Source organism: Agrobacterium sp. 22-3639C2 (assembly GCF_053522105.1).
On record NZ_JBNWDB010000003.1, the window covers coordinates 660,966 to 685,754 of the forward strand.

27 protein-coding genes are annotated in these 24,789 nt (G+C 58.7%); 23 read left to right on the forward strand and 4 right to left on the reverse strand.

Annotated features, from left to right (window positions below):
• Position 1 precedes the first annotated feature (1 nt).
• Positions 2-370 (reverse strand): YraN family protein, encoded by a 369-nt coding sequence (locus ACQZ6D_RS16200; protein WP_111828555.1) that lies wholly within the window; start codon positions 368-370, stop codon positions 2-4.
• Positions 360-1,301 (reverse strand): 16S rRNA (cytidine(1402)-2'-O)-methyltransferase, encoded by a 942-nt coding sequence (gene rsmI / locus ACQZ6D_RS16205; RefSeq protein ID WP_003514706.1) that lies wholly within the window; start codon positions 1,299-1,301, stop codon positions 360-362. The genes ACQZ6D_RS16200 and rsmI overlap by 11 nt, the downstream gene beginning before the upstream one ends.
• A 267-nt stretch (positions 1,302-1,568) precedes the next feature.
• Between rsmI and dnaN the strand changes: the two genes are divergently transcribed.
• The 6 genes from dnaN to ACQZ6D_RS16235 all read left to right on the forward strand — a co-directional run bounded on the left by dnaN (position 1,569) and on the right by ACQZ6D_RS16235 (position 6,293).
• Positions 1,569-2,687, forward strand: a complete 1,119-nt coding sequence (gene dnaN, locus ACQZ6D_RS16210) for a DNA polymerase III subunit beta (protein WP_003514704.1) — start codon at positions 1,569-1,571, stop codon at positions 2,685-2,687.
• A 197-nt stretch (positions 2,688-2,884) separates the two neighbouring features.
• Positions 2,885-3,478, forward strand: a complete 594-nt coding sequence (gene pmtA, locus ACQZ6D_RS16215) for a phospholipid N-methyltransferase PmtA (protein WP_003514702.1) — start codon at positions 2,885-2,887, stop codon at positions 3,476-3,478.
• 96 nt (positions 3,479-3,574) lie between these two features.
• The gene (locus tag ACQZ6D_RS16220) at positions 3,575-4,171 is read left to right on the forward strand and encodes a histidine phosphatase family protein (RefSeq protein WP_065703717.1); all 597 of its coding nucleotides are present in this window, start codon (positions 3,575-3,577) and stop codon (positions 4,169-4,171) included.
• Positions 4,172-4,175: 4 nt separating this feature from the next.
• Positions 4,176-4,883: an orotidine-5'-phosphate decarboxylase gene (gene pyrF, locus ACQZ6D_RS16225; protein WP_065659807.1), complete on the forward strand. Its 708-nt coding sequence runs from the start codon at positions 4,176-4,178 to the stop codon at positions 4,881-4,883.
• Between the two features lie 20 nt (positions 4,884-4,903).
• Positions 4,904-5,191: a DUF1330 domain-containing protein gene (locus ACQZ6D_RS16230; protein ID WP_003514697.1), complete on the forward strand. Its 288-nt coding sequence runs from the start codon at positions 4,904-4,906 to the stop codon at positions 5,189-5,191.
• A gap of 121 nt (positions 5,192-5,312) precedes the next feature.
• Positions 5,313-6,293: a complex I NDUFA9 subunit family protein gene (locus tag ACQZ6D_RS16235; RefSeq protein ID WP_003514695.1), complete on the forward strand. Its 981-nt coding sequence runs from the start codon at positions 5,313-5,315 to the stop codon at positions 6,291-6,293.
• 605 nt (positions 6,294-6,898) lie between these two features.
• On the opposite strand, the gene ACQZ6D_RS16240 is transcribed toward ACQZ6D_RS16235, so the two are convergent.
• Positions 6,899-7,705 (reverse strand): undecaprenyl-diphosphate phosphatase, encoded by an 807-nt coding sequence (locus tag ACQZ6D_RS16240; protein ID WP_065703716.1) that lies wholly within the window; start codon positions 7,703-7,705, stop codon positions 6,899-6,901.
• A gap of 157 nt (positions 7,706-7,862) precedes the next feature.
• Here ACQZ6D_RS16240 and ACQZ6D_RS16245 point away from each other — a divergent pair, with 157 nt between their 5' ends.
• From ACQZ6D_RS16245 to ACQZ6D_RS16310, 14 genes are all read left to right on the forward strand, one after another.
• Positions 7,863-8,555 carry a glutathione S-transferase family protein gene (locus ACQZ6D_RS16245; RefSeq protein WP_003514689.1) on the forward strand — a complete coding sequence of 231 codons (693 nt, stop codon included), beginning with the start codon at positions 7,863-7,865 and terminating at the stop codon, positions 8,553-8,555.
• Between the two features lie 79 nt (positions 8,556-8,634).
• Positions 8,635-9,786 (forward strand): tRNA epoxyqueuosine(34) reductase QueG, encoded by a 1,152-nt coding sequence (queG, locus tag ACQZ6D_RS16250; protein WP_065703714.1) that lies wholly within the window; start codon positions 8,635-8,637, stop codon positions 9,784-9,786.
• A gap of 3 nt (positions 9,787-9,789) precedes the next feature.
• On the forward strand, positions 9,790-10,662 hold the full coding sequence (locus ACQZ6D_RS16255; protein ID WP_065703712.1) for an SDR family oxidoreductase: 873 nt from the start codon (positions 9,790-9,792) through the stop codon (positions 10,660-10,662).
• A 427-nt stretch (positions 10,663-11,089) separates the two neighbouring features.
• The gene (locus tag ACQZ6D_RS16260; RefSeq protein ID WP_013635343.1) at positions 11,090-11,458 is read left to right on the forward strand and encodes a septal ring lytic transglycosylase RlpA family protein; all 369 of its coding nucleotides are present in this window, start codon (positions 11,090-11,092) and stop codon (positions 11,456-11,458) included.
• 61 nt (positions 11,459-11,519) lie between these two features.
• The gene (locus ACQZ6D_RS16265) at positions 11,520-12,809 is read left to right on the forward strand and encodes an RsmB/NOP family class I SAM-dependent RNA methyltransferase (protein ID WP_065703710.1); all 1,290 of its coding nucleotides are present in this window, start codon (positions 11,520-11,522) and stop codon (positions 12,807-12,809) included.
• Positions 12,810-12,964: 155 nt separating this feature from the next.
• Positions 12,965-14,242 carry an imelysin family protein gene (locus ACQZ6D_RS16270; RefSeq protein WP_003514680.1) on the forward strand — a complete coding sequence of 426 codons (1,278 nt, stop codon included), beginning with the start codon at positions 12,965-12,967 and terminating at the stop codon, positions 14,240-14,242.
• A 41-nt stretch (positions 14,243-14,283) separates the two neighbouring features.
• Positions 14,284-15,816, forward strand: coding sequence for a di-heme oxidoreductase family protein (locus ACQZ6D_RS16275; protein WP_306624740.1), 1,533 nt, complete (start codon positions 14,284-14,286; stop codon positions 15,814-15,816).
• The gene (locus ACQZ6D_RS16280) at positions 15,816-16,937 is read left to right on the forward strand and encodes an imelysin family protein (protein ID WP_448729827.1); all 1,122 of its coding nucleotides are present in this window, start codon (positions 15,816-15,818) and stop codon (positions 16,935-16,937) included. Before ACQZ6D_RS16275 ends, ACQZ6D_RS16280 begins: the two co-directional genes overlap by 1 nt.
• 4 nt (positions 16,938-16,941) lie before the next feature.
• Complete coding sequence (locus ACQZ6D_RS16285; RefSeq protein WP_038492651.1) at positions 16,942-18,036, forward strand: DUF1513 domain-containing protein; 1,095 nt, start codon at positions 16,942-16,944, stop codon at positions 18,034-18,036.
• 51 nt (positions 18,037-18,087) lie between these two features.
• Positions 18,088-18,540: a TspO/MBR family protein gene (locus ACQZ6D_RS16290; RefSeq protein ID WP_448729828.1), complete on the forward strand. Its 453-nt coding sequence runs from the start codon at positions 18,088-18,090 to the stop codon at positions 18,538-18,540.
• A gap of 80 nt (positions 18,541-18,620) precedes the next feature.
• The gene (locus ACQZ6D_RS16295) at positions 18,621-19,070 is read left to right on the forward strand and encodes a PaaI family thioesterase (RefSeq protein WP_003514669.1); all 450 of its coding nucleotides are present in this window, start codon (positions 18,621-18,623) and stop codon (positions 19,068-19,070) included.
• Positions 19,067-19,705 carry a 5'-methylthioadenosine/S-adenosylhomocysteine nucleosidase gene (locus ACQZ6D_RS16300; RefSeq protein ID WP_141193498.1) on the forward strand — a complete coding sequence of 213 codons (639 nt, stop codon included), beginning with the start codon at positions 19,067-19,069 and terminating at the stop codon, positions 19,703-19,705. The genes ACQZ6D_RS16295 and ACQZ6D_RS16300 overlap by 4 nt, the downstream gene beginning before the upstream one ends.
• An 82-nt stretch (positions 19,706-19,787) precedes the next feature.
• Positions 19,788-21,365, forward strand: coding sequence for a glutamine-hydrolyzing GMP synthase (gene guaA, locus ACQZ6D_RS16305; protein WP_003514664.1), 1,578 nt, complete (start codon positions 19,788-19,790; stop codon positions 21,363-21,365).
• 104 nt (positions 21,366-21,469) lie between these two features.
• Positions 21,470-22,186, forward strand: a complete 717-nt coding sequence (locus tag ACQZ6D_RS16310; RefSeq protein ID WP_065703704.1) for a 2'-5' RNA ligase family protein — start codon at positions 21,470-21,472, stop codon at positions 22,184-22,186.
• A 60-nt stretch (positions 22,187-22,246) separates the two neighbouring features.
• Here ACQZ6D_RS16310 and ACQZ6D_RS16315 read toward each other — a convergent pair whose 3' ends face one another.
• Positions 22,247-22,414, reverse strand: a complete 168-nt coding sequence (locus ACQZ6D_RS16315) for a hypothetical protein (RefSeq protein WP_003503889.1) — start codon at positions 22,412-22,414, stop codon at positions 22,247-22,249.
• 211 nt (positions 22,415-22,625) lie between these two features.
• Here ACQZ6D_RS16315 and ACQZ6D_RS16320 point away from each other — a divergent pair, with 211 nt between their 5' ends.
• From ACQZ6D_RS16320 to ACQZ6D_RS16330, 3 genes are all read left to right on the forward strand, one after another.
• Positions 22,626-22,973 carry an ArsC family reductase gene (locus ACQZ6D_RS16320; RefSeq protein WP_038492648.1) on the forward strand — a complete coding sequence of 116 codons (348 nt, stop codon included), beginning with the start codon at positions 22,626-22,628 and terminating at the stop codon, positions 22,971-22,973.
• A gap of 12 nt (positions 22,974-22,985) precedes the next feature.
• A complete protein-coding gene (gene ybaK / locus ACQZ6D_RS16325) occupies positions 22,986-23,462 on the forward strand; it encodes a Cys-tRNA(Pro) deacylase (RefSeq protein ID WP_065688399.1) in 477 nt (158 codons plus the stop codon).
• A gap of 87 nt (positions 23,463-23,549) precedes the next feature.
• On the forward strand, positions 23,550-24,788 hold the full coding sequence (locus ACQZ6D_RS16330) for an aminopeptidase (RefSeq protein ID WP_065703703.1): 1,239 nt from the start codon (positions 23,550-23,552) through the stop codon (positions 24,786-24,788).
• Position 24,789 lies beyond the last annotated feature (1 nt).

A 24,789-nucleotide genomic window follows, 5' to 3' on the forward strand; every position in this document is an offset into this window, starting at 1 on the left:
CTCAAAAAGCGTCGATGAAATGCTGCGGCAGGCGTCGTGGCAGGACTGCGACGATATCGAAACGCAACGAAAACCGCGCGGCATCCTTGCGGCGGGAGAGCCAAATATCGGCAGCCGCCCGAATGCGCTGTTGCGAACGGCAGCCGACCGCATCGACAGCCCCGGCACCGGAAGGCCGCGCCTTGACCTCGACGATGGCGACGACATCCTTCTTGCGGGCAATGAGATCGATTTCCCCCAGTCGGGTTCGATAACGAATGGCGAGGATGCGGTATCCCCGAAACAGCAGATAGAGTGCTGCCCAGTATTCCGCAGTGTGGCCGCGTCGCTCGGCCTTTCGTCTCTTGTTCGTTTGCCCGTCAGCGGCCATCCGCATCCTTCATATCCAGCAGCCGTTGATAAAGCTCCTTGCGCGGCAGGCCCGTCAGCTTTGCCGCCTCGGCTGCGGCCCTTGCGGCAGGCATGGTTGTGACGAGATCCTTCAGGAGTCTCTCGACATCCTCGATATCGGGAATTTCGTCATAGGAGGGCGGCTCTATCAGGAGCACGATCTCGCCCTTCACCACACGGTCCTCGTCGTAATATTCCGCAAGCTCGCCCAGCGTGCCACGCCGGAACTCCTCGAAAGTCTTGGTCAGCTCGCGGCACACCACAGCACGGCGATCGCGGCCAAGGACTTCCGATGCCACCTTTACGGAGGTGCCAATGCGGCGTGGCGATTCAAAAAACATGAGGGTGGCCGGAATTTTCGCAAGTTCGGCAAAACGGTCGCGCTTGCCGCGATCCTTTACGGGCAGAAAGCCCGCAAACAGAAAGGCGTCACTCGGCATGCCAGAACCGACAAGGGCAGCAAGCGGCGCAGATGCTCCCGGCACCGGCACGACGCGATGACCGGCCTCAAGCGCGAGCTGACCAAGGCGATAACCGGGATCGGAGACGAGTGGCGTTCCGGCATCCGACACCAGCGCCACGGATTTTCCGGCCTCCAAAGCGGCTATGAGTTTTGGCCCCGCTTCCTGCGCATTATGCTCGTGATAGGAGAGCGGACGTGTGCGGATACCGTAACGTTCGAGCAAAATGCGGGTGACGCGGGTATCCTCGCAGGCAAGGACGTCAGCCGAAGCCAGCGTTTCCAGCGCCCGGATGGTGATGTCGCCGAGATTGCCGATGGGAGTGGCCACGAGATAGAGCGCCGGCTCCAACGGCCGCGCCGGAATAGTGGCCGTGCCGATCCTGAAGCTCTTGGTCGCCTGTCCGGCGTCGCTGTTCGATATTTCTTCCGTCACACGGCTTCCAATCATTCTGGCCGATCATTCCCGGCCGGTCGCTCCAGTTTTACCCCTTTATGGGCAATAGAAAACCGGCGAACAAGGTCCACGGGCGGTCACAGGCTGTGGATCATGCTGTATAGCAGCAAAATGACCGGCGGCAGATGCACTCGGCTCTTGCATTTTCTGCAATAACTCTGCCATTTTGCCCGTCCACATTATCCGGCGTTCCGGCCGGTCAAGACTCTTCTTACCGATCCGGCGGTGGCCGGGTCGCAACGGTTGAAAGCGGTAGCGTCCATGCGTATTACTCTTGAGCGGTCGAACCTTCTTAAATCGCTGAACCACGTCCACAGGGTCGTAGAGCGTCGTAACACGATCCCGATCCTGTCCAACGTTCTGCTGCGCGCATCCGGCGCCAATCTGGATATGAAGGCGACCGACCTCGACCTCGAAATCACCGAAGCGACGCCGGCCATGGTGGAGCAGGCGGGCGCGACCACCGTGCCGGCGCATCTGCTTTATGAAATCGTGCGCAAGCTGCCGGATGGTTCCGAAGTGCTTCTGGCCACCAATCCGGATGGCTCCACAATGACGGTTGCTTCCGGCCGTTCGAAATTCTCGCTGCAATGCCTTCCAGAAACCGATTTCCCGGATCTGACCGCCGGTACTTTCAGCCACACCTTCAAACTGAAGGCGACCGACCTGAAGATGCTGATCGACCGGACGCAATTTGCGATTTCGACCGAAGAGACACGCTATTATCTGAACGGCATCTTCTTCCACACCATCGAAAGCAACGGCGACCTCAAGCTGCGCGCAGTCGCGACGGACGGTCACCGCCTTGCGCGCGCCGATGTGGATGCGCCTTCCGGCTCCGAAGGCATGCCGGGCATCATCATTCCGCGCAAGACCGTCGGCGAATTGCAGAAGCTGATGGACAATCCCGAACTTGATGTCACTGTCGAGGTATCGGACGCGAAAATCCGCCTGACCATCGGCTCGGTCGTTTTGACCTCGAAGCTGATCGACGGCACCTTCCCGGATTACCAGCGCGTCATCCCCACCGGCAACGACAAGGAAATGCGCGTCGATTGCCAGACCTTCGCCCGTGCGGTCGATCGCGTGTCGACCATCTCTTCCGAGCGTGGCCGCGCCGTGAAGCTGGCGTTGACCAACGGCCAGCTGACGCTGACCGTCAACAATCCGGATTCCGGCAGTGCGACGGAAGAAGTGGCTGTCGGTTACGACAATGATTCGATGGAAATCGGCTTCAATGCCAAATATCTCCTCGACATCACCTCGCAGCTTTCCGGTGAAGACGCGATTTTCCTTCTGGCGGATGCGGGCTCGCCAACGCTCGTTCGCGACACCGCCGGCGACGATGCGCTTTATGTTCTGATGCCGATGCGCGTTTAAAGTGGACTTTTTGTCCTCAAATCAATCAAAAAACGCCGGTGGATCGCTCCACCGGCGTTTTTTGATTCGGCGCAGACAGATTTCTAACGCTAAACGAATTTTTCCAATTACGACATTTTGCCTTGTTTTAGCGCCAAATGAGATCAACAGTGCGTAACATTTTTTTGACAATGACCAAAATACATCCGAGGGGAATTATGGCACTCAACCTGAAGCAACGCTTTGAAAGAAAATTTGAGGAAGAAATCCGCTTTTTCAAAGGCATGGTCAGCCAGCCGAAAAAGGTCGGAGCCATCGTCCCGACATCCTCCATCACGGCAAGAAAAATGGCGAGTGTCATCGACCCGCATTCGGACTTGCCAGTTCTCGAACTCGGCCCCGGTACCGGTGTCATCACCAAGGCCATTCTGGCACGCGGCATCAAGCCGGAGCGCCTGACGGCCATCGAATATTCGACCGATTTCTACAACCAGCTTCTCAGAAGTTATCCGGGCGTCAACTTCATCAATGGCGATGCCTTCGATCTGAATGCGACACTTGGCGAGCACCAGGGCCAGATGTTCGACAGCGTCATTTCCGCCGTACCGATGCTGAATTTTCCGATGGCCGCCCGCATCAAGCTTCTCGACGAATTGCTGAAACGCGTGCCGCACGGTCGCCCCGTCATACAGATATCCTACGGTCCGATTTCCCCGATCGTTGCGCAGCCGCATCTCTACCACATCCGCCATTTCGATTTCATCGTGCGCAACATTCCTCCGGCGCAATTGTGGACCTATACGCGGGCCTGATCACACGGCAGAGTGGGCAAAGGCCGTCATTTCCCGGTCGTGACAGATGGTTAGGGTCCTGATTTTCCCTTTCCATCGCCATTGAGGACCGTTCCCATGCATGCCCTTTACATTACCCATCCCCAGGTCCGGATCGATCCGGCGGTTCCGGTTCCGGAATGGGGACTTTCGGACTTGGGTGCACGGCGGGCGTGTGAGGCAAGCCGCCTGCCATGGGCACGCGCATTGCGCCGGATCGTGTCGAGCGCGGAAACCAAAGCCATCGAAACCGCCCGAATCCTTGCTGAAACATCCGGCGCGGATATTGAGATCATCGAGGTGATGCATGAGAACGACCGGTCGGCAACAGGCTTCCTGACGCCGCCGGAATTCGAAAAGGCTGCCGACTGGTTTTTTGCCCATCCGCGAGAGAGCTTTCACGGCTGGGAACGGGCAATCGATGCGCAGGCGCGAATTGTTAACGCCGTCAGGGCCGTTCTAGACCGGCACGACCCGCAACAGCCGATTGCCTTTGTCGGCCATGGCGGCGTCGGCACGCTTTTGAAATGCCATATCGAAGGCGTCGGCATCAGTCGTAGCAAGGACCAGCCACCCGGCGGCGGCAATCTTTTCCGGTTCCCAATCGCCGAATTTTCACTTGCAGCTCAGCGCCCCACATGCGACTGGACGGCAATGGAAACATGGCAGGGATAAGACAATGACCGCGCGCGAAAAACTGATCGTCGGGCTCGATGTTCCGACTGTGCAACAAGCTGAAGACATCGTATCGAAGATTGGCGATGAGGTTCTGTTCTACAAGATCGGCTATCAGCTGGTATTTGCCGGTGGTCTCGAATTCGCCCGCGACCTTGCCCAGAGCGGCAAGAAAGTCTTTCTCGACATGAAACTGCTCGACATCGACAACACCGTCGCCTCTGGTGTCGAAAACATCGCCCGCATGGGCATGTCGATGCTGACCCTGCATGCCTACCCGAAAGCCATGCGCGCCGCAGTCAAGGCAGCCGAAGGCTCTGGCCTCTGCTTGCTTGGTGTCACCGTGCTAACCTCGATGGATGATGCCGATCTTGCGGAAGCCGGCTATGCATCGGATGCCCGTTCGCTGGTGCTGCGCCGTGCGGAACAGGCGCGCGAGGCGGGCATGGGCGGCATCGTCTGTTCGGCAGAGGAATCGACGGCGGTGCGTGAAATCTTGGGCCCCGAACTTGCCGTCGTCACCCCTGGTATTCGCCCGGCCGGTGCCGAGGCGGGAGACCAGAAGCGCGTGATGACGCCTTTTGACGCCATCAAAGCCGGTTCGAGCCATCTGGTTGTCGGCCGCCCCATCGTCAGAGCAGAAGATCCGAAAGCAGCAGCCCGCGCCATTCTTGACGACATGCTGCGCGCCAGCTTTCCGGCAAATCAATAAGGACCATCGGAGGAGACGAAATGGCAAAGGGTTACTGGATCGCGCGCGTGGATGTACGCGACAACGAACGCTACAAGGACTACGTGTCGACTGCGAAGCCCGCTTTCGAGCGGTTCGGCGCCAACTTTCTCGCCCGCGGCGGTGCGTTGACCGAACTTGAGGGCAAGGCACGCGCACGCAACGTCATCATCGAATTCCCTTCGGTGCAGCACGCGATCGATTGCTACAACTCGCCCGAATACCAGGCGGCGGCCAAAATCCGTCAGGAAGTCGCCGACGCGGAGATGATGATCGTCGAAGGAATTTGACGGTCGTCAACCGCATTTCCAAAACTAGTCCCGGGCCTTGTGACAACGTCTCTTCACGCGCGCACGGCTTTGGGCTAAGAGACTGAAAAACGCTTTATCGACAGCTTCTGAGGAGCCTCCCATGACCTTGGCCAACCTTCCACCCCTCGTCACCGTTTTCGGCGGTTCGGGTTTCGTCGGGCGGCATGTCGTGCGGATGCTCGCCAAGCGCGGTTACCGCATCCGCGTTGCCGTGCGCCGTCCCGATCTTGCTGGTTTCCTGCAGCCGCTCGGCAATGTCGGCCAGATCTCGTTTGCCCAGGCGAACCTGCGGTATCGCGACTCCATCGTCAAAGCCATCGAAGACGCCGACCACGTGGTCAATTGCGTTGGCATTCTGGCCGAAAGCGGCCGCAACACCTTTGACGCCGTGCAGGAATTCGGCGCGAAAGCCATTGCCGAGGCAGCCCGCAACGCCGGTGCAACGCTGACGCACATCTCCGCCATCGGTGCCGATGCCAATTCGTCGACCGGCTACGGCCGCACAAAGGGCCGCGCCGAGGCAGCAATCCATTCCGTTCTGCCCGGCGCCGTGATCCTGCGCCCTTCGATCATCTTTGGACCGGAAGACGACTTCTTCAATAAATTCGCCAAGATGGCCCGCAGCCTGCCGTTCCTGCCGCTGATCGGCGGCGGAAAAACCAAGTTCCAGCCGGTCTATGTGGAGGATGTAGCGGAAGCCGTTGCCCGCAGCGTGGATGGCAAGCTGAAGCCCGGCGCCATCTATGAACTGGGTGGCCAGGACGTCATGACGTTCCGCGACTGTCTTGAGGCGGTTCTTGCCGCAACCTACCGTCAGCGTCCTTTCGTCAACCTGCCTTTCGGCGTCGCCTCAATGATCGGCAAGATCGCTTCGCTGGTGCCGCTGATTACGCCGCCGCTGACTGTCGATCAGGTGACCATGCTGAAAAAGGATAATGTCGTTTCCGCTGACGCGGAAAAGAACGGCCTGACCCTGGAAGGCATCGGCATTACGCCCGTTCGCGTTGCTTCCGTCCTGCCGTCCTACATGGTGCACTATCGCCCGCACGGACAGTTCTCGAACGCCGGAAAAGCAGCATAAACCTACCGTCGCGCATTAACGATCTGAACGAAAGCGGGAACCATTCCCGCTTTTTGTTTTTGCGCAATTCAATCGCAACCAAACCGCTATTGGCGCATTTCCCCCTCAACTGCAGGGGAGGTGCACCATCGACTGAAGCTGTTTTGAACAGCCGGGTAAAAGTTAACGGCCAAGTGGCCTTCACAGCCAAGCGTGGCACAAGCGCAACTGTGGAAAAGACTTCGCATTAACCCGGTATTCAGCAAGCCGCTTTATTGATAATGGCCACATTCCTAACATATCCAGAACCCTCACTTCACACACGGCGGCGTAATCCGCGCGAACGAACGTCTGAAAGGCAATAATAAAATGGGCAGATCTATCGCACTCTTTTTTGCGTGTGCGGCTTTGGTGGTTCTGGCGGGTTCTTTCATGGCGCCGGGCACGGTTGCAGCGGGTAAGAGCGGTTGCGCTCCCGCCTACGGTGTCGACCCTTGCGCAACGGCTTCGATCAGCACGAACTGATCAGCTTTCACAAGTCTCAAATAAAAAGCGCCTCCGGATTCTCCGGGGCGCTTTTTGTTTTGTCCGTGCATTGGAAACGAACGGCTATTTTAAAGCTCGGCTCAACGGTAGAGCAGAAGTGCCGCCAGACCCAGCGAGCCGATGACGATGCGCCACCAGGCAAAGGGTGCAAAACCGCGCCGCGATACGAAGTCCAGCAGCGAGCGCACGACGAACAGGCCGGAGACGAAAGCGGCGATGAAGCCGACGACAATCAGCGCACTGTCATCGAAGCTCAGGGCATCTCGGTTCTTGTAGAGATCGAGCACAAACGCGCCGAGCATGGTCGGCATCGCCAGGAAAAACGAGAATTCGGCGGCGGAGCGCTTGTCCGTGCCCATCAACAGCGCGCCAACAATGGTAGCGCCGGACCGGGAGGTGCCCGGAACCATCGCAAGGCACTGGAACAGACCGATCTTGAAGGCAAGCGACGGCGGATAATCCATGATGTCGGTATATCTGGGCTTCAGCGGCATCCGGTCGACGGCCAGCAATATGACGCCGCCGATAACCAGTACGATACAGATGAGGATGGGTGTTTCGAACAGCACCGTCTTGATGAAGTCATGCGCCAGAGCGCCGATCACCGCCGCCGGCAGGAAGGCGACAGCGACAGCCAGCACGAAGCGGCGCGCCTTGGCACTTGTTGGCATCGCCATGGCGATCGACACAAGCTTCTGAAAATAAACAAGAAGGATAGCAATGATCGCGCCGAGCTGAATGAGAACGGCAAAGGTGTTGCCCGGCGATTTGAAGCCGAGAAAATGCCCGGCCAGCAGCACATGCGCCGTTGAGGAAACGGGAATGAACTCCGTAAGACCCTCGATAATGCCCAGCAAAAGCGCGCTGATGATCGATTGGTCACCCATGAGGTATCCTTTTTTCAGGGGGAAGCGGGAATGGAAAGCAATTGCGTTAAACTTGTTTTAAAGTAGCCAAGCTCTTATAGCGTCTTGATGAAGCGAAACTGAAAAAGTTTTCCGGCAATTGTCGATCATGACAACCAATCGTAAAAATTGAGTACCGATGCCAACTCTCTATCACTCTCCCATGTCGACCGCATCGCGGTTCGTTCGTCTGATCCTTTCGGAATACGGGTTCCAGACCGATCTCGTGGAGGAGCAGCCGTGGGAAAGAAGGCGGGAGTTTCTGGCGCTGAATCCGGCGGGCACCCTGCCGGTCTATCTCGATGACAATATGCGCTCTCTCAGCGGTCCCTACGTGCTCGCCGAGTTTCTCGACGAAACGCACGGGGTTTTGAAGCGTGACCGGCGATTGCTGGCGGAAGACCCGTTTCAGCGGGCGGAAATCCGCCGCTTGACCGAGTGGTTCCTGCAGAAGATGGAAAACGATGTGACCCGACCGCTGGTGCGGGAGCGGGTTTATAAATTGCAGATGACGGCGGCGCAGGGTGGTGGCCCCCCGGACTCCAAGCTTCTGCGCACCGCGCGTAACAATGTTCGTCAGCACATCAAATATCTGGAATGGCTGGCGGGTTCGCGCACTTGGCTCGCCGGCGACCGATTGAGTTATGCCGATCTGGCCGCGGCTGCTTCTGTTTCGGTGCTGGATTATCTCGGCGAAATCAACTGGCTTGAAGCGCCAATTGCCAAGGAGTGGTATCAGCGGCTGAAATCGCGCCCGTCCTTCCGGCCTTTCCTCAGCGAGCGCATTCCGCGCCTTGCCCCCTCCTCCCACTACGCCGATCTGGATTTCTAAGTTCCGGCCTCCCGGTTATTTGCTGCGGCGTGTAGCTACGCATATATATGTCGCAGAGTAACCCGCAGGAGAAACGACCATCGACGTTGCCAGCGACAAGCAGCGGATACGCGCTCGCAAACTGACGGACTTCGTTCGTCAGGAGGCGCTTTCGCTCGGCTTCGATCTCTGTCGTATCACCGCGCCGGACAGCATTCCGCTGGCACCGGGACGGTTGAGGCAGTTTCTCGATAAGGGCTATCATGGCACGATGGCGTGGATGGAGGAGACCGAAGCCCGTCGCGCCGAGCCGAAAACGCTGTGGGGTGACGTGCGCTCCATTGTCATGTTCGGGCTGAATTACGGGCCTGAGGAAGATCCTCGCGGCGTTCTTTCCAAAGCCGACAAGGCAGCCATTTCGGTCTATGCCCGCAACCGCGACTATCACGACGTCATAAAAGGGCGACTGAAAGAAATCGCCACCCGTTTTGCCGCGCGCGCCGGCGAGGACGTGAAGGTCTTCGTTGACACTGCGCCGGTGATGGAAAAACCGCTTGCCGCAGCCGCGGGTCTCGGCTGGCAGGGCAAACACACCAATCTGGTCAGCCGCACCCATGGTTCCTGGCTGTTTCTCGGCAGCATGTTCACCACCGCCGAGCTTTTTCTTGATGAGGCCGAGAAGGACCATTGCGGCTCCTGTCGCGCCTGTCTCGATGCCTGTCCGACGGCCGCCTTCCCCGCCCCCTACCAGCTGGACGCCCGCCGCTGCATCTCCTACCTCACCATTGAGCACAAAGGCGTCATCCCGCACGAGTTCCGGCCGATGATAGGCAACCGCATCTATGGCTGCGACGATTGCCTTGCTGCCTGTCCCTGGAACAAATTCGCGGCCAGCGCCTCCGAGATGAAGCTGCAGGCGCGCGAGGATTTGAAGGAACCTTCCATCGCCTTCCTGCTGACGCTGGACGACGCTGCCTTCCGCAGCTTCTTCAGCGGCTCACCAGTCAAGCGCATCGGGCGTAACCGCTTCATCCGCAATGTGCTGATAGCGGCTGGAAACTCGCGCGACCAGCAATTCGTGCAGCAATGCAAGTCTCTCGCCGAAAAAGACCAGGCACCGGAGGTGCGCGGCATGGCCGCATGGGCTTTGTCGCAGCTTATGGACAGCGAGGAATTCAGTGCATACTCTGCCGGCCGCGCCCCGGAGCCTGATCCAGAGGCGGAAATGGAATGGCAACTGGCAGAGGCATGACCCATGCATGTGATGATTTTCGGCGCAGGATATTCGGGCAAGGCCATCGCAAACGCGCTGAAAACCGAAGCTGCAACGATATCGGGCACCACGCGCAGCACTGACAAGTTCGCAAGCCTTGCTGCAACTGGCATGACACCCTTCCTGTTCGACGGTGCCCATCTTAATGACGATCTCATCGCCACAATGGCCAATGTCACGCATCTCGTGCAGTCCATCGCGCCGGGCAAGGATGGAGATCCACTGCTTGCGCTTTTGGGCGACGACGTGAATCGGCTTCTGCCCAAGCTTGAATGGATCGCTTATCTTTCCACCGTTGGCGTCTATGGCGACCATGACGGCGCATGGGTGGATGAGGAAACCCCGTGCCGCCCGGTTTCCGCCCGGTCCGTGGAACGCGTTGCTGCCGAAACCGCCTGGGCTGCGGCTGCTGAAAAAGCGGGGGTGCCGCTTGCCATCTTGCGCCTTTCGGGAATTTACGGCCCCGGACGCAATAGTTTCATGAATTTCAAAAAGGGAACGGCGCGCAGGCTGGTGAAGAAAGACCAGGTGTTCAACCGCATCCGGGTTGAGGATATTGGTGCGGCCCACGCCTTTCTGGCGCGGAGAAATGAACGCGGCGTCTTCAATGTGACGGATGATGAACCCGCCCCGCCGCAGGATGTGGTGAGCTTCGCCGCCACGTTGATGGGCCTCGAGCCGCCGCCCGAACAGGCATTCGAGACCGCGGATCTGACGCCGATGGCACGCTCCTTCTACGGCGAGAACAAGCGCGTTTCCAACGCCAGGATACGTGGCCTCGGTTTCGATTTCAGCTTCCCGGAGTACAAAATCTCCCTGACACAATTGTGGGAAAGCGGCCTCTGGCGGGGCTAAAAATCCCCCATTTAAAAGCGATGAAAAATCCTTCCAAACCCGTTTTTGAGGATGGTTTTGGTGGTTTTTCAGTCAATTAGGCTTTTATTAACCATGCAAAAATCGCTAAAATCATAGCCATTAGAAAAATATTTCACTCACATTTCGTGAACTCGATTCACGAAGGCGTGACTTGTAACAGCATTTCCATTGAGCATTGATTCTGCGTCATTTTTTCCACTTTTCAACAATAAGGCACCGACAACACCTTTCCGGCTAACGATCACGAATGTTACGGTCTGTAACACTTCGTGATTTGAGATCAGCTTTTTTTCGCCATTTTTCCCTCGCCCTACAATCTCGCATTCAAACGCGTTCAGGCCAGACAATGGCCGTTTAGCAAGGGCACAATCAATCGGCGCGGGGCCGATTTTCAGGGAAGCACAGTTTGTTGAATATCCGTCGTATAACTTTCACCGTCGCAACTATAGCCGCCTGTTCCATCATTGCGCCTCTTCAGGCGAATGCGGCAAATGGTTGTGGAGGGGCATCGTGGTATGCGTTGAGCTCCAAGACTGCTTCGGGCGAGCGTATGAACGCCGCAAACATGACCGCCGCTCACCGCTCGCTGCGGTTCGGCACCAAGGTCAAGGTTACCAATGCCCGTAACGGCAAGGCCGTTGTGGTACGCATCAATGACCGCGGTCCGTTCATCAAGGGTCGCGTTCTCGATCTTTCCAAGGCCGCTGCCAAAAACATCGGCATGATCAGTTCCGGCACCGCCAAGGTCTGCTACGAGGTCGTCAGCGCCGATTGAGCCTTGCCCTTGCCGCCATTCGCGTCTACCAACCGGGCTAATCAGCAAAATGAGGTAGACAATGCGTTTGGGCGGGCGTTTGGCCGGAGCAATCGAAGTATTGGCGGATATTGAGGGACGCAGGCGTCCCGTTGCCGATGCTCTGAAGGACTGGGGACTTGCCCATCGTTTCGCAGGTTCGGGTGATAGGGCCGCGATCGGCAACATCGTCTATGACGCGTTGCGCATGAAACTGTCACACGCCTGGCTGATGGATGACGACAGCGCCGCCTCGCTTGGTTATGCAGTTCTGCTGCGCCAATGGGGCAAGAGCTTTTCGGAACTTGCGGCGGAATTCGACGGCGACAAATTTGCCCCTGCCGCGCCTGATGAAGAAAAGCAGAAAGCCTTTCTCTCCCGTTCTCTCGCCGATGCACCAGCCCATATTCAGGGCGACATTCCCGAATGGGTTCAAGCATCCTTCGAGACGGCGTTCGGAGAGGGCTGGCTTGCCGAGGCGCAGGCGCTGAACCAGCGCCCGACACTTGATCTGCGGGCCAACACGCTGAAGGCCACTCGCGACAAGGTGCTGAAGGCGCTGGAAGAGAGCGGTGCGGAAGCAACGCATATCGCCCGTCAGGGTGTCCGCATCCCCGCCGGCGAAGGCCCTTCCCGCCTGCCGAATGTGACCGCCGAACTGTCCTTCCAGAAAGGCTGGTTCGAAGTGCAGGACGAGGGATCGCAGATCGTTGCCGATCTTGCCGGCGCGCATGAAGGCGAACAGATACTCGATTATTGCGCCGGTGGCGGCGGCAAGACGCTGGCCATGGCCGCCAGCATGAACAACAAGGGTCAGGTTCACGCCTTCGACGCCGATCGCAAGCGCCTCGCGCCGATCATCGAGCGGCTGAAACGAGCCGGCACGCGCAATGTGCAGGTTCATGACCGCGCAGCCGGACTTGTCCCGTTTCATGAAAAATTCGATCGCGTTCTGGTGGACGCCCCCTGCACTGGCACCGGAACATGGCGCCGGCGGCCTGACACCAAATGGCGGCTGACGACACGCAATCTGGAAGAACGGGTACAGCAGCAGGGCGAGGCCCTTTCGCAGGCCAAGGGTTTTGTGCGCCCCGGCGGCGAGCTGCTTTATGTCACCTGCTCGGTTCTGCCCGAGGAAAACGAGCAGCAGGTCAAGCGCTTCTGCGAAGAAAATCCGCAATTCTATATCGGTTCGGCACTGGAACGCTGGCAGACGACTTTTGGCGGCAATGCAAACAAACCGCATTCCTCTGACGGCAAGACAGTGACGCTGACGCCTGCAACTACAGATACGGACGGTTTCTTCTTCTGCGTAATGAAACGCAAAGCCTGAAACAGGTTTTGCACGCGCTGATTTTACTTCGAAAAATACCGAGTAGCTTGTTTCAAAGCATTCTAAACTAGAATATTTGACACAAGTTTGCGATTGGGTCAGAACTCGCTTGCCGCAGCGTGAAGTTATTTCACGCCTGCCCAAGGAGAGGGATCATGATCCGCAAAACCATTCTCAGCGCGTCTTTCGCGCTTCTGGCCGCATCCGCGACCTTCACCGCGCTTCCCGCCCGCGCTGCGACCGACGCCGCCGCTGTCGTCAAGCATTACGCCGACGTCGCGCATGCGAAATACGAGGATTCGCTGACCACGGCGAAGGCGCTGGACAAGGCAATCGACGCGCTGATCGCAACACCGAGCGAAGGAACGCTGAAAGCTGCACGTGAAGCGTGGATCAAGGCGCGCGTTCCCTACCAGCAATCGGAAGTCTATCGTTTCGGCAACCCTGTGGTCGACGCCTGGGAAGGCAAGGTAAACGCCTGGCCGCTGGATGAAGGCCTGATCGACTATGTCGACGGTTCCTACGGCACCGAGAGCGACGAGAACGAGCTTTACGTCGCGAACATCATCGCCAATCCGAAGATCAAGATCAGTGGCGAAGATGTCGATACCTCGAAGATCACCCCCGAACTGATCGAAAGCCTGCACGAGGCGGGCGATGTCGAAGCCAATGTGACGACCGGTTACCACGCCATCGAATTCCTGCTATGGGGCCAGGACCTGAACGGCACCGGACCGGGTGCGGGCAACCGCCCCTATACCGACTACGACAAGAAGAATTGCACGAACGGCAATTGCGACCGCCGCGCCGATTACCTGAAGTCCGCCTCCACCCTGCTGATCAAGGATCTTCAGGAAATGGTGGACGCCTGGGCGCCGGAAGGCGAAGCCACCAAGACAGTGGAAGCCGACCCGAAAGCCGGCCTGACCGCCATTCTCACCGGCATGGGCTCTCTTTCCTATGGCGAGCTGGCAGGGGAGCGCATGAAGCTCGGCCTTCTGCTGCACGATCCGGAAGAGGAGCATGATTGCTTCTCAGACAATACCTATAATTCGCATCTTAACGACGCCATCGGCATCGCATCTGCCTATACCGGCGAATATACCCGTGTGGATGGAACGAAGATGACCGGCGCCTCGCTGTCGGAGCTGGTCGGCGCCAAGGACAAGGCGCTGAACGACGAGATGACGGCGAAGCTGAACAAGACGCTCGACGCCATGCATGCCATGGAAAAGCGTGCCCAGACGGTCGAGGCCTACGACCAGATGATCGGCGAAGGCAACAAGGAAGGCAACGCCGTGGTTCAGGCGGCCATCGACGGCCTTCTCGACCAGACGAAAACCGTCGAACGCGTGATTGCGGCACTCGATCTCGGCAAGATCGAACTTGAGGGTTCCGCCAGCCTCGATAATCCGAACGCCGTCTTCAAATAAGAGCCAATGCGGGCCGCAGATCGCTGCGGCCCGCCATTCCCATGCTTTCCATGAACTCATCGCTGCCGCGGATCCGCAAGCCGTTCTTCTTCGCCGGGGCAGCCTGCCTTGTGGCATCGATAGTGCTTGCCGCGCCGCTTCGTGACGATCTGACGGAAAAAGACCAAAGCCGCGTTCAGGCTGTCACCGCGCCGACGATGGATTTTACCATGCCGGAGCCCTTCGAGGCCATGTCCGGCGGGGCAACGACCAGTACCAATAAAGCCGATAGCGGCGCGTTTTCGCATCCATCCGCAACAATGCCGTTTGAGCGAAAACAGGATTTCAAGCTCGGCAATGCGCTGTTCCAGAAGCTCTGGGTGTCTTCCCCCTCCTCCACGCAAGCCTCGGACGGGTTGGGGCCGCTCTATAACGCCCGATCCTGCCAGGCCTGCCATGTGAAGGACGGCAGAGGCCGACCGCCACTTGCCGGCGAAGATGCCGTCTCCCTGTTTCTGCGGCTGGCCCGGTCTGCCCGCAACGAGGCGGAACGGGCAGCGATTGCGCGCCACGAGGTGTTGAATTTTCCCGACGAGACCTATGGCCGGCAGCTTCAGAACGTTGCCATTCCCGGCCTCGCCGCAGAGGGCAAACCTGTCGTCACCTATATCGAGAAACCCGTGCGGCTGGCCGACGGCGAGGTGGTGATGCTGCGCAAGCCAGACTATGCCGTGGCAGGCCTGCACTATGGCCCCCTGGGCGTCGATACGACTTTGTCGGCGCGGATTGCAATGCCAACCCTTGGGCTTGGGCTGATCGAGGCCATTGCCGATGCCGATATTCTGGCCGGCGCCGATCCGGATGACAAAAATAGCGACGGCATTTCCGGGCGCCCTGCTTTTGTACGGGATCACCGGACCGGCGAAGTGAAGCTCGGCCGATTTGGCTGGAAAGCCCAGAACGCCAGCGTCCGCGACCAGAGCGCCAGCGCCTTCTCCCACGATATCGGCATTTCCACGCCGGATGCGCAAAACGCCTATGGTGATTGCACCGACGTTCAAAAAGACTGTCTTGCCATGCCGACCGGCGTGCAGCCCCGGCTTGGGCCAGTGGAGGCGCCGGACCCCATTCTCGATCTCGTGACCTTTTACACCGAGAACCTTGCAGTGCCGCAGCGCCGCGATGTGGGTGATCCCACCGTGTTGCGGGGAAAGCAGCTTTTTTACGCATCTGGCTGCACATCCTGCCATACACCGAAATTCGTCACCCGCCGTGACGCTGCCGACCCCATGCAGTCTTTCCAGCTGATCTGGCCCTATTCGGATTTTCTGCTGCACGACATGGGAGAGGAGCTTGCCGATGGCCAGCAGGTGGGCGAAGCAAGCGGGCAGGAATGGCGAACCCAGCCGCTCTGGGGTATCGGTCTGACGCGAAGCGTGAATGGCAACGGCTTTTACCTGCATGACGGGCGGGCGCGCAGCCTGACAGAAGCGATACTATGGCACGGCGGCGAAGCGCAAAAAGCGCGCGATGCCTTTGCCGACTTGCAAAAATCCGACCGGCAGGCTTTGCTGGCTTTTCTGGAGTCCCTTTGATGAAAAATGCCATGCGAAAAATACCCGGTCTCATCTCCGTGCTGCTGCTTTTGGGTATGCGGCCCGCAATGGCGCAGGATGTGGAGCTGATGCCGCCGCCACCGCTCGACCCCGTACAGGTGCGGGGCGTGATGGAAAAAGCGGTGAACGGTTTCATCCGTCCCGGCTATGACCACTTCCGGCAATCGGCAGAGAAGCTGGAAGGCAGCATGAAGGCTTTCTGCGCCGCCCCTTCCAAAACGACGGATGAGGCGGCCAAAGCGGCCTTTGCTGATACGGTCTCCAGCTGGTCAACCATCGAGATCGTTCGGGTCGGTCCGGTGATCGAGCACAACCGCTTCGAACGTGTGCTCTATTACCCAGACAAGAAGGGTCTTGGCCTGAAACAGGTACAGCGTTACCTTGCGGAAAAGGACGAAAGCGTCACCAGCGCCGAGAGCCTGAAGGGCAAGAGTGTCGCAGCGCAGGGCCTCGGCGCGCTGGAATTCGTGCTCTATGGCACCGACGCGGGTGACCTGTTCGACAAGAAGGGCGATTTCCGTTGCCGCTATGGCGCGGCGATTGCCGGCAACGTTGCCAATGTGGCGGCGGAGCTTTCCGACAGCTGGAACGCACCTGATGGAGCGCAGAAAAACTGGACGCAGCCCGGCGCGAATAATCCCGTTTTTCGCGATGAGCGTGAGGCGCTGGTTGCCCTGCTTGGCATTCTCGTGCACGGCGCCGAAGCAATCCGCGACCAGCGCATAGAGACGTTCTACAAGGGGCCGGACAAGGCGAAGTTTCCCCGCACGGCGATCTACTGGCGGTCCGGCCTGACGTGGAAAAGCATTGCCGCAAACATCAAGGCCGTTCAGACCCTCCTGCACACGGCCGATATGGTCGAACTCGTGCCACCCGACCAGCGCTCCATCGTCAACTCCATCGATTTCATCGCCAAATCGATGATCCGCATTGCGGGAACGATTGATACCAACGTGGAAAAGGCGCTTGATGACGACCAGCAACGCGCCAAGGTGGATTACCTGCTGCTGAACGGCAAAGACCTGATCTACCGCCTCAACGACCAGTATGGCGGCGCAATCGGTCTCAGCTCCGGCTTTTCCTTCGCCGACGGAGACTGAGGCGGTGATATCATGCAAAAAGCCGACGCTGATAGACAGGCGCAGCTTCATCAAGGCGGCGGGCATTCCGTTCCTTGCGACGCTCGCTCCCGGCTCGCTGCATGCGCTTGAACGCGCCGACGCTGTCTTCGCTTCCGCTTTTCGCGCCCATGACGGTTCCTACGGCATTGCGACTGTGAGCGAACGCGGCGAGATCATCGACCGTGTTGCGCTCCCAGCCCGCGCCCATGGAATGGCAACGAGCCATGCGACCGGCATGACAGTGGCCTTTGCGCGCCGGCCCGGCACCTTCTTCATGGCCTTTGACCCCGCGCGACGCCGCGAGCCTGTCGTGATGCACACGCCGGAAAACCGCCACTTCTACGGCCACGGACAATTTTCTCCCGACGGTGCGATCCTCTACGCCAGCGAAAACGACTTCGATGGCAATCGCGGTGTTATCGGGCTTTACGATGCCCGCAACGGATTTGCACGCATCGGTGAATACGACGCCCACGGCATTGGCACCCATGACATGACCGTGAGCGACGATGGCAGGCTGATCGTGATCGCCAATGGCGGCATCGAGACCCACCCGGATTTCGGCCGAACCAAACTCAATGTCGACAGCATGCAGCCGTCACTCGTGCTTCTGGACGCCGCCAGCGGCCAGTTGATCCAGAAACATACGATGCCAGACCAGTTACGACAGCTTTCCACCCGCCATGTCGATCTCGGCGATGACGGGCGTGTCTGGTTCGCCTGCCAATATGAGGGACCGCGCAACGATCTTCCGCCGCTTGTTGGCCATTTCTCGAAGGGCGAGGACCTTGCCTTCGTCGATCTACCAGAGCAAACGACGGTGCGCCTTGCCAATTATGTCGGTGCCATCGCGGTCAACCGGCGCGATGGCCTGGTGGGCCTGACCTCACCCAATGGCAACGCGGCCGTGACGCTGGATGCGAAAACCGGGCGTGTTGTATCCGAGACGACCGTGCGGGAGGCTGCGGGCGTTGCACCCGCCATAAAGGGAATTGCGGTTTCTTCCTATGACGGATTTTTCGAGGCTATTCGCAGCGACGTGGCGTGGGACCAGCATATCGTGCGTATTTCAGGCTAAAATACTGAAAATGCACCGGAACAAAAAAGACCAAAAAGCATTTGAGGCGTCATGAAAAACCTGTCCGTGTATATCATTTTCGTGGTTGTGGTTGTTGCGCTGGGTGCGCTCATCGGCATCAACAACGTGCCGGGCGAATGGTACCAGTCGCTTCAGAAGCCGCCCTTCAACCCGCCCAACTGGATATTCGGCCCCGTTTGGACAACGCTCTACGTGATGATCGGCATTACAGGCGCGCGAACATGGATCGTGAGACCGGCGGGCGCGCGCATGCGTCTGTGGTTCACGCAGCTGGTGCTGAATTTCCTGTGGTCGCCCATCTTTTTCGGCATGCAAAGCCCGACAGGCGCGCTCGTTATCATCGTGCCTATGCTGATCTGCATTCTGGCTTTCATTGCGCTCACCTATAGTCGCGACCGCATCTCCATGTGGCTTTTCGTGCCCTACGCCCTTTGGGTCGCCTTTGCCACGCTGCTGAATGCCAGCATCGCCGTGCTGAACTAATTGCTCCTGCGGCACTTGCCTTGCCCGCCGCCACACGCCATGTCAGTTTGCGGTGAGGACAAAAGCAGGCAGGTAAGCCAATGGAGATCACGGATCCCGGCGATTTTCGTCAGCGGATAGAAAGAAGCTTTGCGCGGCAGGGTGTGGTGCAGGCAATCGGTGCGCAGATAAGCCGCATCGAACACCGTCTGGTGGAAATCGAGCTGCCGTTTCATGAAAAGCTGACACAGCAGCACGGCATATTGCATGCCGGTGTCATTGCCGCCGGCCTGGATACCGCCTGCACCTATGCCGCCTATACGATCATAGAGCCGGAAGCCTCGCTGCTGACAATCGAGTTCAAGGTCAACCTCATGTCGCCCGGGCGCGGCGAGCGGTTCCTGTTTCGTGGCGAAATCATCAAGCCGGGCAACAACCTGATCGTTGCCGATGGCCGCGCTTACGCCCTTTCCGACGGGCCGGCGAAGCTCATCGCCTCCATGACAGGCACTATGATGGTGGTGAAGGGCCGCGAGGATATTACCGGATGAGCTACCGGCTTTTGCATGTTGCGGACAAATCCATTCTTTTCGTCATGGCGGCTTCCGCCGAATACGGCCCCCACCTGCAGGCGCGCATCGCGCCCTTGATGACCGGCGTCGGCCCGGTCGAGGCAGCGATTTCGGTCACGGCAATTCTTGCTGGTCTCGATGCGGCGGGTCATCTGCCTGACCTTGTCGTTTCGCTCGGCTCCGCCGGCTCGCGGACGCTCGACCAGACTGGCATCTATCAGGCTATTTCTGTTGCCTATCGCGACATGGATGCCTCAGCCTTCGGTTTTGAAAAGGGTCGCACGCCGTTTCTCGATCTGCCGGCCGAGGTGGCCTTGCCCCTGCGCATACCCGATATTGCCGAGGCGCGGCTTTCCACGGGTGCCAATGTCGTCTCTGGTGCCGCCTATGGGTCGATCGATGCCGATATGGTGGAAATGGAAACCTATGCCGTGCTCCGGGCCTGCCAGCGCTTCGGCGTGCCGCTCATCGGCCTGCGCGGTATTTCCGATGGCAGGGAAGATGTGAACCATGTGGACGACTGGACGGAATACTTGCATATCATCGATGAAAAGCTCGCAGACGCCGTCGACAGGCTTTGCCGCGCTATCGAAGATGGTGCGATCACCCTTTGAACCTCGCGATTTTAGTAAATTTCCGCTGTTAGATGCCCGCTTCCGGGTTGCCTAAAGCCGCCATTTTCTTTAAAGGCTCGCCATGACCCAGATAGCCCATCCCGACAGCATTCTCATCATCGATTTCGGCAGCCAGGTGACGCAGCTGATTGCGCGCCGCATTCGCGAAGCCGGGGTCTATTGCGAAATCCACCCGTTTCAGAATGCCGCAGAGGCGTTTGAGAAGCTCCAGCCCAAGGGCGTGATCTTCTCCGGCGGCCCCGCATCTGTCACGGCGGAAGGCAGCCCGCGTGCGCCGCAGGCGGTGTTCGACAGCAAGGTTCCGATCCTCGGCATCTGCTACGGCCAGCAGACGCTCTGCACCCAGCTCGGCGGCGTTGTCGAGGGCGGTCACGCGGCGGAATTCGGGCGCGCCGATATCGACATCAAAAAGGCAAGCCCTCTGTTCGACGGTTTCTGGGAACAGGGCAAGAGCTATCCCGTCTGGATGAGCCACGGCGACCGCGTGACGAAACTGCCGGAAGGTTTCGAGGTTATCGCAACCTCCGAGAACGCACCCTTCGCCATAGCTGCCGACGAGACACGCCACTATTACACCACCATGTTCCACCCGGAAGTGGTGCATACGCCAGATGGCGGCAAGCTGCTCTCCAACTTCGTGCACAAGATCGTCGGTCTCAAATCCGATTGGACGATGGCAGCCTATCGCGCCGAGATGATCCGCAAGATCCGCGATCAGGTCGGCACCGGGCGCGTGCTCTGCGCACTCTCCGGCGGCGTCGATTCCTCGGTTGCGGCGATCCTCATCCATGAGGCGATCGGTGACCAGCTGACCTGCGTTTACGTCGACCACGGTCTGATGCGGCTTGGCGAAAGCGAGCAGGTCGTCGGCATGTTCCGCGACCATTACAATATTCCGCTGGTACATGTGGATGCCGCAGACATGTTCCTGGGCCAGCTTTCTGGCGTCTCCGACCCGGAAGTGAAGCGCAAGACTATCGGCCGTTTGTTCATCGAGGTCTTCGAGGCGGAAGCTGCCAAGATCGCAGCAGACGGCAAGGGTGCTCCGAATTTCCTCGCGCAGGGCACGCTTTACCCTGACGTCATCGAGAGCGTTTCCTTCTCCGGCGGTCCTTCCGTCACCATCAAGAGCCACCACAATGTCGGTGGCCTTCCCGAGCGCATGAACATGCAGCTGGTGGAGCCGCTGCGCGAGCTCTTCAAGGACGAGGTGCGTGCGCTTGGCCGTGAACTTGGCCTGCCGGAGAGCTTCATCGGGCGCCATCCCTTCCCCGGCCCGGGTCTGGCGATCCGTTGCCCCGGTGCGGTCACCCGCGAGAAGCTCGATATTCTGCGCAAGGCAGATGCGATCTATCTCGACGAAATCCGCAAGGCGGGTCTTTACGACACCATCTGGCAGGCCTTCGCAGTGCTCCTGCCGGTGCAGACCGTGGGCGTCATGGGTGACTACCGCACCTATGACTTCGTCTGTGCGCTCCGCGCCGTGACCTCCGTGGATGGCATGACGGCGGATTTCTACCCCTACGACATGAATTTCCTCGGCCGCGCCGCGACCCGCATCATCAACGAAGTCCGCGGCATCAACCGTGTCGTCTATGACGTGACGAGCAAGCCGCCCGGCACGATCGAATGGGAGTAAAACGAAGGCGGAGCAATTCCGCCTTTTGTTCCTCTTTTGTTCTTTATTTTATCACCGCGCAATGATAGGTTTCCGGCCTTGGCATAAGGCTGTGGAGCATCGTCATGGAGTGCGAGTTGGCGGACGAAAGAGCCTTAAGGCAGCTTTGTTTTGATGGGCTGGAGCCGCAGAAAATACGGCGCATTAATCCGCGCTTTCGAAACAAGCTCCTGCTACTGCTGAAGCCACCACGGCAATTGGCGGAAAGAATTTTTGTCGATGCGTCGCATCATGCCAAGGGGCGGACAACCCGCGAGGCATATCCCGCCGAGCTTCTGCACATAACCCTGCTGTGTTTGGGATGTTTCGAGACAATCCCTCACGGACTGACAAGCAGGCTGAAGGCAGCAATGGGTGCTGTAAACGCGCGGCCTGTTCCGGTCACCCTGGACGCAAGCGCGCTTTTCGGCAGTCGCAATAGTCTGGTGCTGCGAAACGGTGGTGATCTGCCGGAGATCAACGCTCTGGTGAAGCTGCTGCAACGCGCGCTTCGACAGGCAAACCTTCCCTATATCGCGGCACCATCTTACACGCCGCATATCACGATGATTTATGGCTGCGGGAAGATAGAGCCGATGCCGGCAGGAAAACCCTATAGCTGGCTTGCGGGTAATTTCGAGCTTGTTTTCAGCCATAATGGCGAAACGCGACATGAATCCCTTGGACGCTTCGCACTCTCCGCAAAAGCAGATCGTTACGAGCCGCTCGAAAGCCAGCTGCATTTACCGGATAAACTGATCGGTCCGAGAAAACGGCCGAACCGAAAGCAGGCGGAACGCTAAGGCCCGCCAACATATACGCACGAGCGAGGCGATGTCGCCTCGCTGCAAACGATAATCAGCTTAGAGCTGAACCTTGTCGAAAGCCTTGCCGTCGATGCCAAGCGCTTCGAGGTCGGCGCGGGCCGGCTTGCGATGCGCGCGGACAGCGGCCGAAACCGAAAGTGCGGCACCGAGAACGGCGAAAGTTTCGCCAAAGAAGTTACGCGATGTCTTTGCAACCTGACGCATTTTTCTCTCCATCTTTGATGCCCAGATAATGGGCATTTTTGTCCTCTGCTACAACTCATGATGTAGCAGGGAAGCCATGCAGCTTTGCTCGCGCTCGTTTGGATGTCAGACACTGCATTTTTGCATGGCTCGAATTCCGTGCTTCAGGCTGCGGGTTGAATACGGCGCATTATTTGTTATGCCGGAAGTTCAAGACAAAGAGGCAGGCAACATGACGGTCACCATTTACGGCATCAAGAACTGCGACACGATGAAAAAGGCCAGAAGCTGGCTGGAAGCCAACGGTGTCGACTATTCTTTCCATGACTACAAGACGGCAGGTATCGACCAGGCCCATCTCGAAACATGGTGCGATGCCGCGGGCTGGGAAACGGTTCTGAACCGGGCCGGCACTACCTTCAAAAAACTGGACGATAGCCAGAAAGCCGATCTTACCCGCGAAAAGGCCATTGGCCTGATGCTGGAGCAGCCCTCCATGATCAAGCGACCGGTGCTGGAGGCCAAGGAGGCGATAACCGTCGGTTTCAAGCCGGAAACCTATCAGTCCCTCTTTGCGTGAGCGCAGGCCACCATGTCCAAGACAACCCGCGCTACGCAGATGCTGACCAAGGCCGGTGTGAACTTCACCACAGTTACCTATGACTACGACCCGAATGCCGACCGGATCGGCCTGCAGGCGGCCGAAGCTATCGGCGAACCGCCACATCTGGTTCTGAAAACATTGATGGCTGAGCTGGATGGCAAGCCGGTCTGCGTCGTCGTCCCGTCCGACCGGGAAGTGAGCATGAAGAAGCTCGCCGCCGCCTTCGGGGGGAAATCTGCCAGCATGATGAAGCCCGCCGATGCGGAGCGGGCAACCGGTTATCATGTGGGCGGCATCAGCCCTTTTGGACAGAAAAAACAGGTTCCGACCGCCATAGAGACTGGAGCCATGACCCATTCCTATGTCTACATGAATGGTGGCCAGCGCGGTTTGCAGGTAAGGCTTTCCCCCGGCGACGCGCAGGCCGCGCTGAAAGCCGTTGTCGCACCTTTGGTGGCCGATTGACGTCTCGACACAGCTTTGAAAGCATTTGGCTTTCGAAGCGAATGGGCTATGGTCGGCGCCTCCGATTGAAATATACGAAGGCAGATCATGACTGTTTCCCCCATCGATCCCGTCAAACTCGAGAAACTGGCTGAAGTCGCCGTCAAGGTCGGCCTGCAATTGCAGAAGGATCAGGATCTGGTGATCACCGCTCCGCTGGCGGCGTTGCCGCTGGTGCGGTTTTTGACCAAACACGCCTATCTTGCCGGCGGCGGGCTGGTCACCACCTTCTACTCCGACGAAGAAACCACGCTTTCCCGCTACCGCCACGCCAGTGACGCCAATTTCGACCGGGCTTCCGGCTGGCTCTATGACGGCATGGCCAAGGCCTATGCCAATGGCGCGGCGCGGCTTGCGATTGCCGGCGACAACCCCATGCTGCTGGCCGAACAGGATCCCGCCAAGGTGGCGCGCGCCAACAAGGCCAATTCCACGGCCTATAAGCCGGCGCTTGAGAAGATTTCCAACTTCGATATCAACTGGAACATCATCTCCTATCCAAACCCGTCCTGGGCAAAACAGGTCTTTCCCGGTTTGACGGAAGACGAAGCGGTTCGCAAGCTCGCGGACGCCATCTTCGCCGCTTCGCGTGTAGATCTCGCCGATCCGGTCGCGGCATGGGCGGAGCATAACGCCAATCTCGCCAAGCGTTCGGCATGGCTGAACGGTGAACGTTTCTCGTCGCTGCATTTCACCGGTCCCGGCACGGACGTGAAAATCGGCCTGGCGGACGGCCACGAATGGCATGGGGGCGCCTCCACCGCCAAGAACGGCGTCACCTGCAACCCGAACATTCCGACGGAAGAAGTGTTCACCACACCGCATGCGCTGCGCGTGGATGGTTACGTGTCCAGCACCAAGCCGCTTTCACATCAGGGAACGCTGATCGACGATATCCAGGTGAAGTTCGAAGGCGGCCGCATCGTGGAAGCCAAGGCTTCGAAGGGCGAAGCCGTGCTGAACAAGGTACTCGATACCGACGAGGGTGCGCGGCGTCTGGGTGAAGTGGCACTGGTGCCGCATTCCTCGCCGATTTCGGCAAGTGGCATCCTGTTCTACAACACGCTGTTCGACGAAAACGCTTCCTGCCACATTGCGCTCGGCCAATGCTATTCGAAATGCTTCGTTGATGGTGCTTCGTTGTCGCAGGACCAGATCAAGGCGCAAGGCGGCAATTCCAGCCTGATCCACATCGACTGGATGATCGGTTCCGATAAGGTGGATATCGATGGCGTGAAGCCGGATGGCTCCACAGTTCCGGTGATGCGCAAGGGCGAATGGGCCTGAG